Below are 13,851 nucleotides of genomic sequence, written 5' to 3'. Positions count from 1 at the left end.
TCGGTCAAGTCCATCTACTACCAGGGCACGCGCCGGCGCGACGACGTGGTCGGCGTGATCTCGTGCTCCGCGCCCAGGCAGTTCTATTCCGCCCGCCAGGTGGAGGACCCGGAGTTCGAGGCGCGCATGGCCGACGCCGAAAGCCGGGTGGCCGGAGGGGAAGGGGAGGAGTTCCTGTGGGCGCCCGCCAGCGGCGCCATGGGGCCGTTCACATACAGGACCTACGTGAGCAAGTACGGCCGCCACGAGACCAATGACGTGCGCCCCCATGCCGCAAGGCTGGGCTGTCCGCTACTGATCACCGCCGGAGAGATCGAAGCCGCCTATTTTCGCGAGTTGGCGCGGGAACTGAACGAATCGGCGGGACCCGACAACTCCACCTGCATCATCGTGCCCGGCGCCGACCACTTCTACGCCGGCTGCGAGGCCTTCATGATCGACGCCCTCGACGGCTGGCTCAAGGAAAACGTGGCATAGCGCCCGGCAGGCGGTAGATGTAGAGCGTCTTTGGGAAGAGGCGCGAAAGCTGTAGGAACAGTCGTTCACCGCTAACTCGACGATCGCACGCAGGACGAAGGCGCAGGAAAGCGGGAACTTACCCGTATCCAACGTGCCGCGGCGCGTGGGATGTTCTCGTCAGCGAGGATTCTCATGCGCCCGGTGGGCGTTGTGCAGAGTCAATAGGGAAGACCTTCTCCTCTCGGAGCAACTCGCCCGCGTAGTGCAGACAGGCCCGTACGTCCTGGCTGCTCAGGGATGGGTAATTGTCCAGGATATCGGTCTCGTTCCACCCCTGGGCGAGCAGGTCGATGATGAACTCCACGGTTAGCCGGGTACCCCGGACCACCGGTTTCCCGACCATGATCTTCGAGTCCACCACGATGCGGTCATGCCAGCTCATCGCATACCTCCACGGTGAAGTCATGGGTTCGTCACGGCCTCAAGAATGGCTAGTGCCGGGCCAGCAGCCTGCCGTACCCCTCCACCGGTTCGTCCAGCTTCATGGCCTTCAGCGCGGTCCAGATCCAGGCCTGGGTGTTGGTGACCACGGGCTTGCCGAACTCCTGCTCCAACTGGTCGATGATGGGCGTGATGCGCCACTTGTTGCAGGGCATGTAGAGTCCGTCGACGTCGGGGTTTTCCTGGAGCAGCGAACGTGCGACTTCCAGACCCGACTCCGGCGGTAGCGTCCAGATGACTCTCGAGTTCTCGTACGCCAGACCCCGGTAGGCGGCGACGTGGATGTCGTCGTGTTCGAGGAAGCGGACCAGCCGGGCATCCTGGTCCTCGGGGAAGGGGGAGGCCATCACCACGTGTTTGAGCCCCAGGTCCCGGCAGGCGTCCACCACCGATGTCAGCACCGTGGATGCGGGCACGGGCGTGACCTCACCCACGGCGGCCAGGAGCTGTCGGTCCGAGCCGGGGCCCTTGTAGGACAGGAACAGCTCGCCGGTGAGCATGAGGAAGTCGAGGGAGTACTCGGTCAACTCCCGCACCAGGCCGAAGAACTCGCTCTCGGCCCGGGCGAACTCCTCGTCGGTGAACTCGCGCACCCGGAGCCCGCGCCCCTCCACCGTGATGTCCGGCGGCAGGATCCGGTAGACGTCCGTGAGCACCTCTTCGCTCATGTTCGGCGATATCAGGCCGATGCGTTTCATTGCGTTTCTCCCGCTTCGAAAGGCCGCCGCCCCACGCGTCAGGCGACGGCACCCGTCCTACACGTTGCCCAACGACAGGAGCGAGAGGGACTTCACCTCGAAGTCCTTGACCCAGTACTCGCCGGTGTACATGTTCGAGGCCCCCTTGGCGATGTCGGCCCGGGCCTCGCTCGCGACGTATCGCTGCATGTCCTCCTGCGTCTCCCAGAAGGTGAGGGAGATCCCTTCGTCGGGATTCTCGGAACTGCGCAGCAGTTGGCGTCCGCGAAAGCCTTGCATGTTGGCCGTGGCGGGCACCACGACCTCGTTATAGTAACGTTCGTACTCGGTCCACTTCCCGAGCCGAAGCTTGCCCCAGAATATCCTGCAGACCATTTTCTCCTCCTGAAGCCGGCCGGTTCAGCCGGCCGGATTGCGGCAGATGACGTTGAGCAGGGCCTGGCGCCCCTCTTCCTTGACGGCCTTGAGACCGCGCTCCAGCGCCGCCGGCAGGTCCGTGGGATCGTCCACACGCTCGGCGTAGGCGCCGCACGCCTGGGCGGTAAGCTCGAACTGCGGCGACGGCGTCAGGTCCGTTCCCGGGAAGTTCTTCGTCTGGTGGGCGACGCCGTCGGGGTACAGCTCGCGCACGGTGCTGAGCGTCGCGTTCCACGCCTGGTTGTTGTAGATGACCGTCAGGAACGGCACCTGGTACTTTTGCGCGGTGAAGTGGCACGCGGTGGGCACGCAGAACATGTAGGAGCCGTCCCCCTCGCAGGCGATGACCGTGTGGTCCGGCGCGGCCAGCTTGGCGCCGATGGCGGCGCCCATGCCCCATCCCAGGTGCCCGGCGGGCGCCTGGTCGAAGAACGATCCGGGGCGTTCCAGTCCCAGCACCGGCCCCAGCGGCGAGGTCACGGCCTCGCCCATCACGATGGTCTTCTCGTCCACCACGTCGGCGATGCAGCGGGACACCCACAGGGGATGAATGGGGCGCTCGTCCTTGACCTTGTCGATGCGTGCCGCGATCTCCGCCCGGTTCGTGTCGTGGGCAGCCTGGATGCGGCTCCGCCGCGCCTCCACGCTCTTCCGCGGGGCGTCCGAGCCGTCGAGTCCCTCGCGGATCAGGCCGTTCAGTACCGGCAGCGTCACGTCCGAGGAGCCGGTCATGGCGTGGTCCACCGGGAAGCCCCATACCGGAATGGAGGAGAACAGCGGGTCCACCTCCAGTTGCAGCACCGTGGCCTCGGCACGCAGGTTGTCGCGTGTCGCCGGTGTCCAGGGCACGTCGATGTCGATGAGGAAGACCACGTCGGCCCCCTTCACGTGGGCGGTGATATCGTGCCCGGCGTGGCACGGGTGGCTCGACGGGAAGTTCATGTAGGGCGACTGCGGGTGCTGCACCACCGGAATGGCCAGCAGCTCGGCCAACTCCACCAGCGGCGCCACCGCGGCCGGGGTCTTGCCGAGGTAGCGGGTCACGATCACCGGGTCGGCCGCGCTCAGGAGCACTTCCGCGGCCTGCCGCAGGTCCGCGATGGGGGTCTGGATCTTGCTCGGCGGCTTGAACGCGTCCGCCGAAACTCGCGTGGACTCCATCCCCTCGTACAGCCACTCCCGCGGCAGCGACAGGTACACGGGGCCGCGCGGCTCGGCCATGGCGATCTTGAAGGCGCGCGGGACGATGGCGCCGAGCTGCTCGTTGGCGCGGTTCTCGAAATCCCACTTCACGAACTCGCGCACGATGCCGCCCTGGTCGCGGGACTCCTGGCGCCAGTGGATGTGGCGGCTCTTGCCCCCCGGCACCTCGCCCTCGGTGACCGGCGTGCGCCCGGCCACGAACAGCATCGGCACCTGGCACGCCTTGGCGTTCATGAGGCCACCGAGGCCGTTGGCGGTGCCCGGCAGGGTGTGCACCAGCACCACCTGCGGCTTCCCCGAGGCGCAGTAGTAGCCGTGGGCCATGGACACCGCCGCCTGCTCGTGGGGCACCACCAGGATCTCCGCGCCCTTGGCCTCACTGCGGTGCATCTTGGCCAGGGCCTCCAGGATCGGCCCGTGGTCCGTCCCGGTGTTGGCGAAGATGTAGTCCACGTCCGGATTGGCGTTGATCTGCGCCAGAAAGGCTTCCGCGCCGTTGGCCACGGCCACGTCTTCGAATTCGGGTGCCGGCATGTTCGTGTTCTCCGTTGGTTTGGGACGGCCGCCATGCGCGGGCCAGCCCGCAAACTAACAACGGTGCCTCCGGCATGTCAAATTGACGGCAGGCGTGCCGAAGTCGAGTTGACCGGGTTTCCGAATCCCTTTATGCTCGGCGCTTCGCCGGCGCGAATCAGCCTGCGAACCAGCCTGTTTCCGGAGGATGCGGCCATGAGTGAGTCTCGCGAAGAACCGCGGAAGATCGAGGGCACCTACGTCTTCGACGGCGCCCAGTCCAGCAAGGGATACCGTCTCAACAAGTTTTTCTTTTCCCTCAACCGGGCCGAGAACCGCGCGGCTTACAAGGAGGACCCCGAGGCGTTGATGGAGCGTTTCGGGCTGTCCGACTGGGAGAAGCGGAAGCTGCGCGAGAAGGACTGGCTCGCGCTGGCGCGGGAGGGCGGCGCCAATATCTACTTCATGTACAAGATGGGCTCGGTGACGGGCGACAGCCTGCAGCACATCGGCGCGGCGTTCCGCGGCGAGACGCTGGAGGAGTTCCTGAGCACGCGCAACGTCAAGGGAGCGAGGTAGCATGGGCAGGATCGTTGCAGGGATCGGGTCGTCGCACGTGCCCGCGGCGGGCGCGGCGTTCGACCAGGGTAAGCAGGACGCTCCGGAGTGGAAGCCGCTGTTCGATGGCTACCGGCCGGCCATGGACTGGCTGCGGGAGGCCCGCATCGACGTGGCCATCTTCATCTACAACGACCACGGCTCGGCGTTCTTCTTCGACAAGTACCCGACCTTCGCCATGGGCGTGGCCGAGAGCTACCCGCCGGCGGACGAGGGCTGGGGCGCGCGCCCGCTGGACCCGGTTCCGGGCGACCCGGAGTTCTCCTGGCACATGGCCGAGTCGCTGATCCGGGAGAGCGAGTTCGACATGACCGTGTGCCAGGAGATGTCGGTGGACCACGGCCTGCTCATGCCGCTGCCGCTGCTCTGGTCGCACCAGCCCGAATGGGACATCAAGGTGGTGCCGGTGGCGGTCAACGTCGTGCAGCACCCGCTGCCCACGGCGCGGCGCCTGTGGAAGCTGGGGCAGGCCCTGCGCAAGGCGGTGGAGAGCTATCCGCGGGACATCCGCGTGGCGGTCCTCGGCACCGGCGGGCTGTCGCACCAGCTTCACGGCGAGCGTTTCGGCTTCCGCAACGAGGAATGGGACCGCCGCTTCATGGAGCGCATCGTGAGCGGCCCCGAGGAGCTCGTGGAGCTGTCGCACCACGACTACATGGTGCAGGGCGGCGCCGAAGCCGTGGAGATGATCATGTGGCTGGGCATGCGCGGCGCCATGTCCCCCGATGTGCGGCTCGTGCACCAGAACTACTACGCGCCCATGCTGACGGGCATGGGGCTGCTCTTGCTGGAAGACACCGCACCGTCCTGACCGCGGCGCCCGCCACATCTACTCTTCGGCAGGCAACCCAACGGTATCCGCCACCCGCTGCGCGTAGTGGTTCCAGGTCCAATCGTAGACTTTCGACACGGCGGCCTGAAGGCCTCCCTCCACCACGAAGGCGAAGGCGTCAAGGTCCGCTTGGGAGAGCGTGGCCGGGCGCGCCCCGCCGCTGGCGCGGGCGGCGTCCAGAGTGACCCTGGCCAGCGTTTCCAGGCGTATGCCCAGCAGCGTGACGGCTTCCACGGTCGGGCCGATGACCGTGAGGCCGTGGCCGCGCATCAGGCAGCAGTCCCGATCACCCATGGTCGCGATCAGGTCGGCCGCCAGCTCCGGGCTGTCGATCAGCACCGACCTGGGGTAGAGCGGGATCCCCTGAATCGCGGCGCTCAGGCTCAAGGGGTCGTAGCAGCCGTAGATGGGCCGCAGCTCGAGCCCGGCGATGGTGGCGACGAGGCAGTTGTACGGATGGGCGTGCAGCACGGCATTGGCTTCGGGGCGCGCTTTGTACATCTCGCCGTGGATCGGCAGCTCGATGGGCAGCCGGTATCCGTCCACCTGTTCCACGTCGCGGTCGAAGCCGACCCGGCGCACGTGGTGCACGTCGGTGTAGAGCAGCCCCTTTTCCGGCGCCTTGTCGTCGCCTCCGAGGCAGCGGAGGAGCATCTCGTCGGAGTCGGGAACGCGCACCGACAGGTGTCCGAGAATGTCGCCCAGGCAGCCCTGGCTCGCCAGGATGCGGGTCCCCAGCGCGACCTTGCGCCGGAGGGTCTGTAGCGATTCGTCCATGGTCGTCCTTTCGCTCCACCGTTTTCGCCGGGCGGCGTATGCACACGGGTAAACCGCCTGCGCGGCCGAGTGTCAAGCACGACGTCCCGAACCGTCATTCCCGCGAAAGCGGGAATCCAGGCGGGGTAAGGCGGTCGACCCGCCCATCACATCGCAATTGAATCAGGCGAATCCTTCATCTATGGTCAGGCTGTTTCATGACCGCTTACGCCACCATTCACGAGTTGCTGTCCCATCAGGCCGCGGAGCGGCCGGACCAGCCCTGCCTGATTCACGAGGAGCGGCAGTGGACCTACGCTGAGCTCGCCGCGGAAGTGGAGCGGGTGGCGCGTGCGTTCGCGGCTCTCGGGCTCCAGCCCGGGCAGCGTGTCGCCATCCTGCTTCCCAACTGTTCGGAGTTCCTCTGCACGGTGTTCGCCATGGCTCGCACCGGCGGCGTGTTCGTGCCTCTCAATACCGCGCAGACCGCGGACGAGCTTCGGTACCTCCTGGCCCACTCGGAAGCACGCTACCTGCTGACTTCCGAGGCCTTCATGCCGCTGATCCAGGGCATCCGCGGGGACTGTCCCGAGCTGGAGCAGGTGGTGACGCTCGACGGCGAAAGCACCGACGGTGCCTTGGGCTGGGAGGAATTCATCCGCGGCGCCGCCCGCGCCCCGGCGCTCACGGAAGTCTCGCCCGAGGACATGGCGTCCATCATCTACACCTCCGGCACCACCGACCGGCCCAAGGGCGTCATGCTCCAGCACTTCGCCTTCGCCTTCGCCCCGAGCAACCGCGCACGGGCGCTGGGCTGGACCGGGGACGACCGCGTGCTGGTGGTGATGCCGCTGTTCCACGTGAACGCTCTCTGCCACATGACCCTCGCGATGTTGTCCGTGGGCGGCGGGGTGGTGTTGAAGGAGCGTTTTAGCGCGTCGCGTTTCTGGGACGACGTGAAGTGCCACGGCGTCACCACCTCGAGCATCATGCAGACGATCCCGCGAATCCTGTTGAACCTGCCGCCGGATCCGGGGGACGCGGACACGCCGTTGCGCCAGGTCATGGCGCTCTTGCCGCCGGACGTGCATCTGGAGTTCGAGCGGCGTTTCGGAGTCACCGCGATCCCCACCTACAGCCTCACCGAGGACCTGCTGAGCGTTCTCGGCCCACTCGACGTATCGCGCCGGAAGCTCGGCAGTTGCGGCGTGCCCATCGCGCCGGACGTGCACCGGGTGCGCATCGTGAACGACGAAGGGGAGAACTGCACGTCCGGGCAACTTGGGGAGATCGTCAAGCAGAGCCCGGCGGTGATGATGGGCTACTACAAGAATCCCGCGGCCACCGCCGCCGCCCTCCGGGACGGCTGGCTTCACACCGGCGACCTCGGTTACCTCGACGAGGACCGGTTTCTGTACTTCGTCGACCGCAAGAAGGACATCATCAAGCGCGGCGGCGAGAACATCGCCTCGGCCGAGGTGGAACGTGTCCTCAACTCCCATCCTCTCATCGCCGAGTCCGCGGCGGTGGCGGTACCGGACCTCATTCGCCAGGAGGAAGTGAAGGCGTGTGTCGTGCTGGCCGCCGGGGTTCCGCGCGAGGACCTGCCGCCGGAGCGACTGTGGCAATTCTGCGCCGAGCGCCTCGCGGCCTTCAAGGTCCCGCGCTATCTCGACTACAGGCCGGAACTTCCCAAGACGCCGAGTTCGAAGGTTCAGAAGAACCTCCTTCGGGACGAGGGCGTAGGGCCGAACGTGATGGACAGGATGGAGCGGCAAGACATCTTGCGGTGAGATTGCATGGAACGGGTACGGGTTGGAACCGGTGCTGGTCCGATGAAACAAGAATCGCCTTGACAAATATCACCGGGGCGGGCCAAAAGGTGGTGTCGGCGCCACCAGACGCCGCAACCGCACTTGAAGGAGGGACACACAGTGGCAAAACGCAACACGAGCGCGGCATTGAAGCACCGTCCGGAGGACTTGGGCACTCCCGAGATGCATTGGGGCAGCGACGTCGTCGCGGCTGTGGCTCGCGAACTCGACTTCAAGTACATCGCGCTGGTTCCGGGGGCGAGCTATCGCGGCTTCCACGACAGCTTGGTGAACTTTTTGGGTAACGAGAACCCGCAGATGGTGACGTGCCTGCACGAGGAACACGCGGTGTCCATCGCGGACGGCTATGGCAAGGCCACGGACGAACCCATGGCGGTGGCGCTGCACTCGAACGTGGGGCTGATGCATGCCACCATGACCATATTCAATGCCTGGTGCGACCGCACCCCCATGGTGATCTTCGGCGCCACGGGCCCGGTGGACGCGAACAAGCGGCGTCCCTGGATCGACTGGATCCACACGGCCAAGGACCAGGGCGCGCTCATCCGCCATTACACGAAGTGGGACGATCAGCCGTCGTCGCCCATCGCGGCGGTGGAGTCGGTGCTGCGGGCCAACCAGATCGCGCGCACCGCCCCCTTCGGACCGGTCTACGTTTGCCTCGATGTGGGTCTGCAGGAGGAAGCGCTGCAAGGGGAGGTGCACATCCCGGACGCTTCGCGTTATGCGCCGCCGGAGCCGCCCTTCGCACCCTCGGCCGTCGTCAGGCGGGCAAGGGAGGTTCTCAAGAAGGCCAAGTTCCCGGTCATCCTCATGGGACGGATGTCCCGCGGCGAAGCCGACTGGGAACGCCGCGTCAAGCTGGCCGAGTCCCTGAACGCCCCCGTGCTCACGAGCTCCAACGACCCGTCGTCCTTTCCGACCACCCATCCGTTGCACCTTGCTCCGCCGGCACTGCGGCCGTCCAAGCAGGCCACGGCGCTGGTCAAGAAGGCGGATGTCATACTGAGTCTCGACTGGCTGGACCTGGCAGGGTACCTGCGCGGCTGCCTGGGAGCGTCGCAGACGCAGACGCCGGCCGACAAGACCATCATCCACTGCTCCATGGATACCTATCGCACCAACGGCTGGAGCATGGACCACCAGGCGCTGCCCGCCGCGGACATCCCGGTGGCGGCATGCCCGGACACCTTCGTGGAACAGATGCTGGAGGGTTTCGGCCGCAAGCGGCCCGCCGCGGCCGGGTTGAAGACCGTCAGCCACTGGACGCGCACGCCCGTCGGCCGGGCACGGCCCAAGGGGGGCGCCCCCATGACGCTGATGGACATGGCGCTCACGGTGCGCGAGTTCGCCCGCAGCCGGCCCGTGAGTTTCGCGCGCCTGCCCATCGGCTGGCCCGGCGAAGGCTCGGAGTTCACCGGCCCGTTGTCCTTCATGGGCAACGACGGCGGCGGCGGCGTGGGCAGCGGCCCCGGGCATGCCGTCGGTACGGCGCTTGCTCTCCAGGGCAAGGGACGGCTGGTCGTGGGCGTCCTGGGGGACGGCGACTATCTGATGGGCTGCAACGCGCTCTGGACCGCCACGCACATGGACCTGCCGCTGCTCGTCGTCATCGCTGACAACCGTTCCTACTACAACGACGAGATGCACCAGGAACGGGTCGCGGTGATGCGCGAGCGGCCGGTGGGGAACCGCTGGATCGGGCAACGGCTGGACGACCCGCCCGTGGACCTCATCGCCATGGGACGCGCCCAAGGCTTCGACGGTGAGGCGCCCGTGTCCACTTCCGAGGACCTGGCCGCCGCCCTGGAGCGTGGCGCCCAGGTGGTGTCCAAGGGCGGACGCTACGTCATCGACGCTCTGGTGGAACCGGGTTACGCGGACAGCGAGGCCGATCAGCGCGCGGACATGACCAAGAAGAAGTGACGCGGGACGTGGTGCCCGCCACTGGGGGGCGACCGCAGGTCGCCCCTACAAGTCATCGCGCCTTGCCGGCGACAAGAAATCCTCCGCATATTGTTATGCGAATTAACCGGACACCACACTAGACGTCGAAGAATACGGTCTCGCGCGGACCCTGCAGGCGGATCTCGAAGTCGTAGACCGGCGGTGCGTCGCCGGATGTGCGCGGGACGGCCAGAAGGGTGTCGCGCCGGCCGGGTTCGGTGATGGACCGCAGGACCGGATCCTGGTCGTTGGCCGCGGTCTCGTCGGCGAAGTAGATCCGCGTCACCAGTTGCTTCAGCAGACCGCGCGCGAACACGGACAGGGAGATGTGCGGCGCCTGCGCCGTTTCGCCCGGCCCGGGCACGCATCCTGGCTTGACCGTGACGACGTCGAAGCGGCCGTCGGCGTCCGTGATGGCGCGGCCGAATCCCTCGAAACCCGCCACCAGTGGCACCTCTCGCGTGTCCTCGGCATGCGCGTAGCGGCCGTGGACGTTGGCTTGCCACACCTCGATGACGCAGTCGTCCACGGGCTGGCCGGCGCCGTCGACGATGCGTCCCTGAATGCGAATGGCGCCGGCGGCGTCCGGCGCCGCCAGTTCCGCGCCGCCTTCCCACGGCACCATGATGCGGTGAAACGGGCCGATGGTCTGGGAAGGGGTGGTCCCGCGCTGGTTCGCCACTGATTCAACCCTCCATGGGGGTGGCGTCCCGGCCCCGCAACACGATGTCGAACTCGTAGGCGAGCGCCCATTCCGGTTCGGTCTTCTCGAGGTCGAGTCGGCACACCAGCCGTCGTCTCGCCGCCGCGTCGGCGGTCGCATTGAAGATGGGGTCGCAGTCGAGCAGCGGATCGCCCGGAAAGTACATCTGCGTGATCAAGCGCGTGACGAACGCCGTGCCGAAGAGCGAGAAGTGGATGTGCGCCGGCCGCCAGGCGTTGGGATCGTTGCCCCAGGGATACGCGGCCGGCTTGATGGTCACGAAACGGTAGCGGCCGTCCGCGTCGGTGGTGCAGCGTCCGCCGCCGCTGAAGTTGGGATCGAGGGGAGCGGGGTGGTTGTCGCCGTCGTGGCGATAGCGGCCCGCCGAGTTGGCCTGCCAGAGCTCCAGGAGGGCGTCGGGCAACGGTCTGCCATGGACGTCCAGGACCCGTCCGTGGACGATGATGCGCTCGCCCAGCGGCTCGCCGTCGTGCTGCCGGGTGAGGTCGTGGTCCAACGGGCCGACCTTCTCGTGGCCGTACACCGGCCCGGTGATTTCCGACAGCGTGTGCGGCAACGGCACCAGGGGCCGCTGGGGCGCCCGCAGCACCGTGGAGCGGTAGTCGGGGTAAAGGTACGGCGGCTGTGCCGCCGCTGGGTCGCGTTGGTATCCGGTGGGCCGGGCCATTTTCTCCTCGCTTTCTTGAAGACGATTACGTCGTACGGCGGGGCTTGTAAAGCAGCGACGTTGCCGCGCCCGCGAGTGTGATCACTCCGACCCAGACGAAGCCCATGTCGAAGGCGCCCAGGTCGCCGCACAGCCCCAGGAACCAGGGGATGCCGCCGCCGCCGATGACGAACGCCACGGGTACCACCAGGGAGACGGCGGTGCCTCGGGTCTGGGCATCGCCCAGGGTCGACAGGGCGGTGAAGCCGGCGGGGAAGAAGCCCACCGCCACCGAGGGTTGGATGACCACCGCCGGCGCGATCCAGGGGTCCGGCACCAGGCCCAACAGTGCCACGGTGACGCCGCTGAGGGTCAGGGTCACGGTTACGGTGCGGCGCACGCCGAAGCGGTCCGCGGCCCAGCCCGCCACCAGGGCCAGCACCGGACAGGCCGCGCGCGAGAGCCCCACGAGCGTGTTGGCCCAACCCTCGTCGAGACCGCGGGTGGACACCAGGTAGAGCGGCAGCATGGTGAAGACGCCGAGGGTGATGGCGACGCCCATGATGAACATCACCAGGACGATCCACAGCATGGGATCCCGGAGGAAGCGCCAGACCACGGCCAAGGCGGGCGGCTCGCCGGCGAACCTGCCGCCGCGGCCGAGAAGAGCGTAGAGCCCGCTGGACAGGAAGGTGACGGCGCCGAAGCCGAAGAGGATGGTGCGCCAGGGCAGGCTGCGCAGCAGCAGCTCCCCGAGCAGCGGCACGGTCACGAAGCTCACGTTGGGGGCCAGTTCGTGGATGGAGATGGCCTTGCCCCAGTGCGGCCGGCTCACCAGGGAGGTGATGGTGGCGATGGCCGACGGCAGGTAGAGACCGGCGCCCAAGCCCATGGCGAACATTCCGAGGCGCATGCCGCTCAGGCTCGGCGCGCCCGACACCGCCATTGTGGCCAAGCCCAGCAGGGCAAAGGAGAGAATGATGGTGCCGCGGTGCGTCAGCCGGGCCGAGACGTACCCGGCCCCGGTCATGGCCGTGAGGTAGCCGGCGGAAACGAACAGGAAGAACATGCCGGCCTGGGCGTGGGTGATGCCGAGATCCGCCTCCACCGTCGGCAGCAGCGGCGCCAGGATGACGCGTCCGGTGAAGTTGAGCAGGAAGATGACCGCCATCAGCAGCACGGCGGGAGCCTGCCGGCGGAAGGCGTCGTCGATGGGGGTGTGCGGGAGGCCTATGGCCGGCCTCCGTCCTCGATCATCGCCTCGGGGCTCTTGTCGGCAGAGCCGCGGACAGTCGGTCTCCAGTAGGCGAAGCCCATGCCGCAGCCCGTGCCCGCGGGCGAACGGTATCCGGGAACGTAGTCCACCAGCGTCATCTCCATGGGCTCCGCGAAACCGCCCAGGGCGATCCAGTTGAGGATTTCGGAGGTGCCGCTCCTGAGCTTTTCGCGCGGAAGCGCCCGGAGCGCGGCGGTGTCCTTGTCGGCCAGGGCCTTCAGCGTGGCCCGGTCGATGTCTTCGTCGACCACGAAGTGGCTCAGGCCGCCGGACGCCATGACGGCCACCCGGGCGTCCGAGTCCCACGACTCGATGGCCTTGCGCACGCCTTGTCCCAACGCGTAGCAGCGCCCCGGCGTGGGTTGGTTGGGCGGGTAGTAGGTATTGACCATCACCGGCACCATGGGCAGCGTGCTTCCGGGAAGAAGGCGCCGGTAGAGAAAGCTGAACGCGTGCCCGACGCCCTCGCGCAGCCGGTTGGTCCGGGCGATGTCGAAGTCGTGGTCCGAAAGCCAGCCGATCAGGTGCTCGGCCAGGGCCGTGTGGTTGGAATAGACCGGGGCGGTCTCGGCCCAGCCCCGCTGCTCGGCCTTCTTCCACTCCGGCAGCGGCCCGGTGCGCGGCGCGATGGTCATGTCCCGCCCGTGGTAGACCGCGAAGGTCGGCATGTTGTCGTCGAGGAACTGCTCGTGCTGGTCGTCGCCGAAGGTGACCACCACGTCCGGGCGCGCTTCCCGGAGCGTGTCGCCCAGCACTCGCAGGGCGCGTTGGCAGGCCTGGAATCGCTCCCGGTACCGTTCCGCCGTGATCTCGCGGCCGATGTCCGATTTCGCCGCGGCCGTCAGCGCCGGGTAGTCCAGGGTGGGATCGGTCTCGTCCTTCGTCTGCAGCAGGCGCCAGTCGGCGACGCTCAACTGCGGCGTGTGGGATGTTGCCAGCGCCAGAACGATCTCGGCCATGGCGCCTTTTGTATCAGATGCGGGACGCCAAGGCACCATTCGGCCGCTACGGAGGCGATTCGGCAGGTATTCCGCTCGGACACCGCGTGCCTGCGACGGCCCTCGATCCCGGTTTCGGGTTGACACTCCGAAAGATCCTTGGATAAAGTTCCCCGGTGCGAGATTTTCAACCCCATCAGGAGGTACCGATGAGACTATTCATGGCCATGACCGCCATGCTTCTGGCTGTCATGATTTCCGGCCCGCTTTATGGAGCGGATGATTTCTATAAGGGCAAGAGAGTACGCTTGATCGTTTCCTCAAGTCCCGGAGGGGGTAACGACACATACTCGCGCCTCATTGCGCGACACATTCCCAGGCATATCCCGGGTAACCCGTCGTTTGTCGTGCAGAACATGCCCGGCGCCGGCGGCATCATGGCCGCGGACTACCTTTACCGGAAGGCCAAGCGGGACGGCACGGTGTTG

General features: G+C 67.1%; 15 protein-coding genes. 6 read left to right on the top strand and 9 right to left on the bottom strand.

Features of this window, described 5'->3' with window-relative positions:
• On the top strand, positions 1-477 hold a 477-nt coding region (locus tag OXF11_20655; GenBank protein MCY4489500.1), incomplete at its 5' end, for a hypothetical protein.
• Between the two features lie 172 nt (positions 478-649).
• On the opposite strand, the gene OXF11_20650 is transcribed toward OXF11_20655, so the two are convergent.
• Genes OXF11_20650 through OXF11_20635 form a run of 4 tightly spaced genes read right to left on the bottom strand, consistent with a single transcriptional unit; the run spans position 650 to position 3,812 of the window.
• A complete protein-coding gene (locus OXF11_20650; GenBank protein ID MCY4489499.1) occupies positions 650-901 on the bottom strand; it encodes a DUF433 domain-containing protein in 252 nt (83 codons plus the stop codon).
• A gap of 49 nt (positions 902-950) precedes the next feature.
• The gene (locus OXF11_20645) at positions 951-1,658 is read right to left on the bottom strand and encodes a hypothetical protein (GenBank protein MCY4489498.1); all 708 of its coding nucleotides are present in this window, start codon (positions 1,656-1,658) and stop codon (positions 951-953) included.
• A gap of 57 nt (positions 1,659-1,715) precedes the next feature.
• Positions 1,716-2,033: an antibiotic biosynthesis monooxygenase gene (locus OXF11_20640; GenBank protein ID MCY4489497.1), complete on the bottom strand. Its 318-nt coding sequence runs from the start codon at positions 2,031-2,033 to the stop codon at positions 1,716-1,718.
• A 24-nt stretch (positions 2,034-2,057) separates the two neighbouring features.
• Positions 2,058-3,812, bottom strand: a complete 1,755-nt coding sequence (locus OXF11_20635; GenBank protein MCY4489496.1) for a thiamine pyrophosphate-requiring protein — start codon at positions 3,810-3,812, stop codon at positions 2,058-2,060.
• A 195-nt stretch (positions 3,813-4,007) separates the two neighbouring features.
• On the opposite strand from OXF11_20635, the gene OXF11_20630 reads away from it, so the two are divergent.
• Both OXF11_20630 and OXF11_20625 read left to right on the top strand, forming a co-directional pair.
• Positions 4,008-4,370: a protocatechuate 3,4-dioxygenase gene (locus OXF11_20630; GenBank protein MCY4489495.1), complete on the top strand. Its 363-nt coding sequence runs from the start codon at positions 4,008-4,010 to the stop codon at positions 4,368-4,370.
• 1 nt (position 4,371) lies between these two features.
• On the top strand, positions 4,372-5,220 hold the full coding sequence (locus OXF11_20625) for a class III extradiol dioxygenase family protein (protein ID MCY4489494.1): 849 nt from the start codon (positions 4,372-4,374) through the stop codon (positions 5,218-5,220).
• An 18-nt stretch (positions 5,221-5,238) separates the two neighbouring features.
• Here OXF11_20625 and OXF11_20620 read toward each other — a convergent pair whose 3' ends face one another.
• Positions 5,239-6,018, bottom strand: a complete 780-nt coding sequence (locus tag OXF11_20620) for a class II aldolase/adducin family protein (protein MCY4489493.1) — start codon at positions 6,016-6,018, stop codon at positions 5,239-5,241.
• 197 nt (positions 6,019-6,215) lie between these two features.
• On the opposite strand from OXF11_20620, the gene OXF11_20615 reads away from it, so the two are divergent.
• Positions 6,216-7,790 (top strand): AMP-binding protein, encoded by a 1,575-nt coding sequence (locus OXF11_20615; protein ID MCY4489492.1) that lies wholly within the window; start codon positions 6,216-6,218, stop codon positions 7,788-7,790.
• A 141-nt stretch (positions 7,791-7,931) separates the two neighbouring features.
• Positions 7,932-9,758, top strand: coding sequence for a thiamine pyrophosphate-binding protein (locus tag OXF11_20610; GenBank protein ID MCY4489491.1), 1,827 nt, complete (start codon positions 7,932-7,934; stop codon positions 9,756-9,758).
• A gap of 118 nt (positions 9,759-9,876) precedes the next feature.
• Here OXF11_20610 and pcaG read toward each other — a convergent pair whose 3' ends face one another.
• From pcaG to OXF11_20590, 4 genes are read right to left on the bottom strand one after another with little or no spacing between them, the layout of a single operon-like run.
• The gene (pcaG, locus tag OXF11_20605; protein ID MCY4489490.1) at positions 9,877-10,461 is read right to left on the bottom strand and encodes a protocatechuate 3,4-dioxygenase subunit alpha; all 585 of its coding nucleotides are present in this window, start codon (positions 10,459-10,461) and stop codon (positions 9,877-9,879) included.
• A gap of 4 nt (positions 10,462-10,465) precedes the next feature.
• Positions 10,466-11,170, bottom strand: a complete 705-nt coding sequence (gene pcaH, locus OXF11_20600) for a protocatechuate 3,4-dioxygenase subunit beta (GenBank protein MCY4489489.1) — start codon at positions 11,168-11,170, stop codon at positions 10,466-10,468.
• A 25-nt stretch (positions 11,171-11,195) separates the two neighbouring features.
• The gene (locus OXF11_20595) at positions 11,196-12,320 is read right to left on the bottom strand and encodes an MFS transporter (GenBank protein MCY4489488.1); all 1,125 of its coding nucleotides are present in this window, start codon (positions 12,318-12,320) and stop codon (positions 11,196-11,198) included.
• Between the two features lie 59 nt (positions 12,321-12,379).
• On the bottom strand, positions 12,380-13,384 hold the full coding sequence (locus OXF11_20590; protein MCY4489487.1) for a hypothetical protein: 1,005 nt from the start codon (positions 13,382-13,384) through the stop codon (positions 12,380-12,382).
• 200 nt (positions 13,385-13,584) lie between these two features.
• On the opposite strand from OXF11_20590, the gene OXF11_20585 reads away from it, so the two are divergent.
• On the top strand, positions 13,585-13,851 hold a 267-nt coding region (locus OXF11_20585; GenBank protein MCY4489486.1), incomplete at its 3' end, for a hypothetical protein.

This window comes from Deltaproteobacteria bacterium (genome assembly GCA_026712905.1).
In the GTDB taxonomy this organism is placed as follows: Bacteria; Desulfobacterota; Binatia; order UBA9968; family JAJDTQ01; genus JAJDTQ01.
This window is presented reverse-complemented; position numbering and strand designations above follow the sequence as displayed.

Bases quoted from the DNA above. Each gene is read 5' to 3' on its own strand.
- OXF11_20590 (MCY4489487.1), bottom strand. From the start codon at position 13,384: ATGGCCGAGATCGTTCTGGCGCTGGCAACATCCCACACGCCGCAGTTG.
- OXF11_20595 (MCY4489488.1), bottom strand. From the start codon at position 12,320: ATGGCGGTCATCTTCCTGCTCAACTTCACCGGACGCGTCATCCTGGCG.
- OXF11_20625 (MCY4489494.1), top strand. From the start codon at position 4,372: ATGGGCAGGATCGTTGCAGGGATCGGGTCGTCGCACGTGCCCGCGGCG.
- OXF11_20650 (MCY4489499.1), bottom strand. From the start codon at position 901: ATGAGCTGGCATGACCGCATCGTGGTGGACTCGAAGATCATGGTCGGG.
- OXF11_20640 (MCY4489497.1), bottom strand. From the start codon at position 2,033: ATGGTCTGCAGGATATTCTGGGGCAAGCTTCGGCTCGGGAAGTGGACC.
- OXF11_20615 (MCY4489492.1), top strand. From the start codon at position 6,216: ATGACCGCTTACGCCACCATTCACGAGTTGCTGTCCCATCAGGCCGCG.
- OXF11_20635 (MCY4489496.1), bottom strand. From the start codon at position 3,812: ATGCCGGCACCCGAATTCGAAGACGTGGCCGTGGCCAACGGCGCGGAA.
- OXF11_20620 (MCY4489493.1), bottom strand. From the start codon at position 6,018: ATGGACGAATCGCTACAGACCCTCCGGCGCAAGGTCGCGCTGGGGACC.
- pcaH (MCY4489489.1), bottom strand. From the start codon at position 11,170: ATGGCCCGGCCCACCGGATACCAACGCGACCCAGCGGCGGCACAGCCG.
- OXF11_20645 (MCY4489498.1), bottom strand. From the start codon at position 1,658: ATGAAACGCATCGGCCTGATATCGCCGAACATGAGCGAAGAGGTGCTC.
- OXF11_20630 (MCY4489495.1), top strand. From the start codon at position 4,008: ATGAGTGAGTCTCGCGAAGAACCGCGGAAGATCGAGGGCACCTACGTC.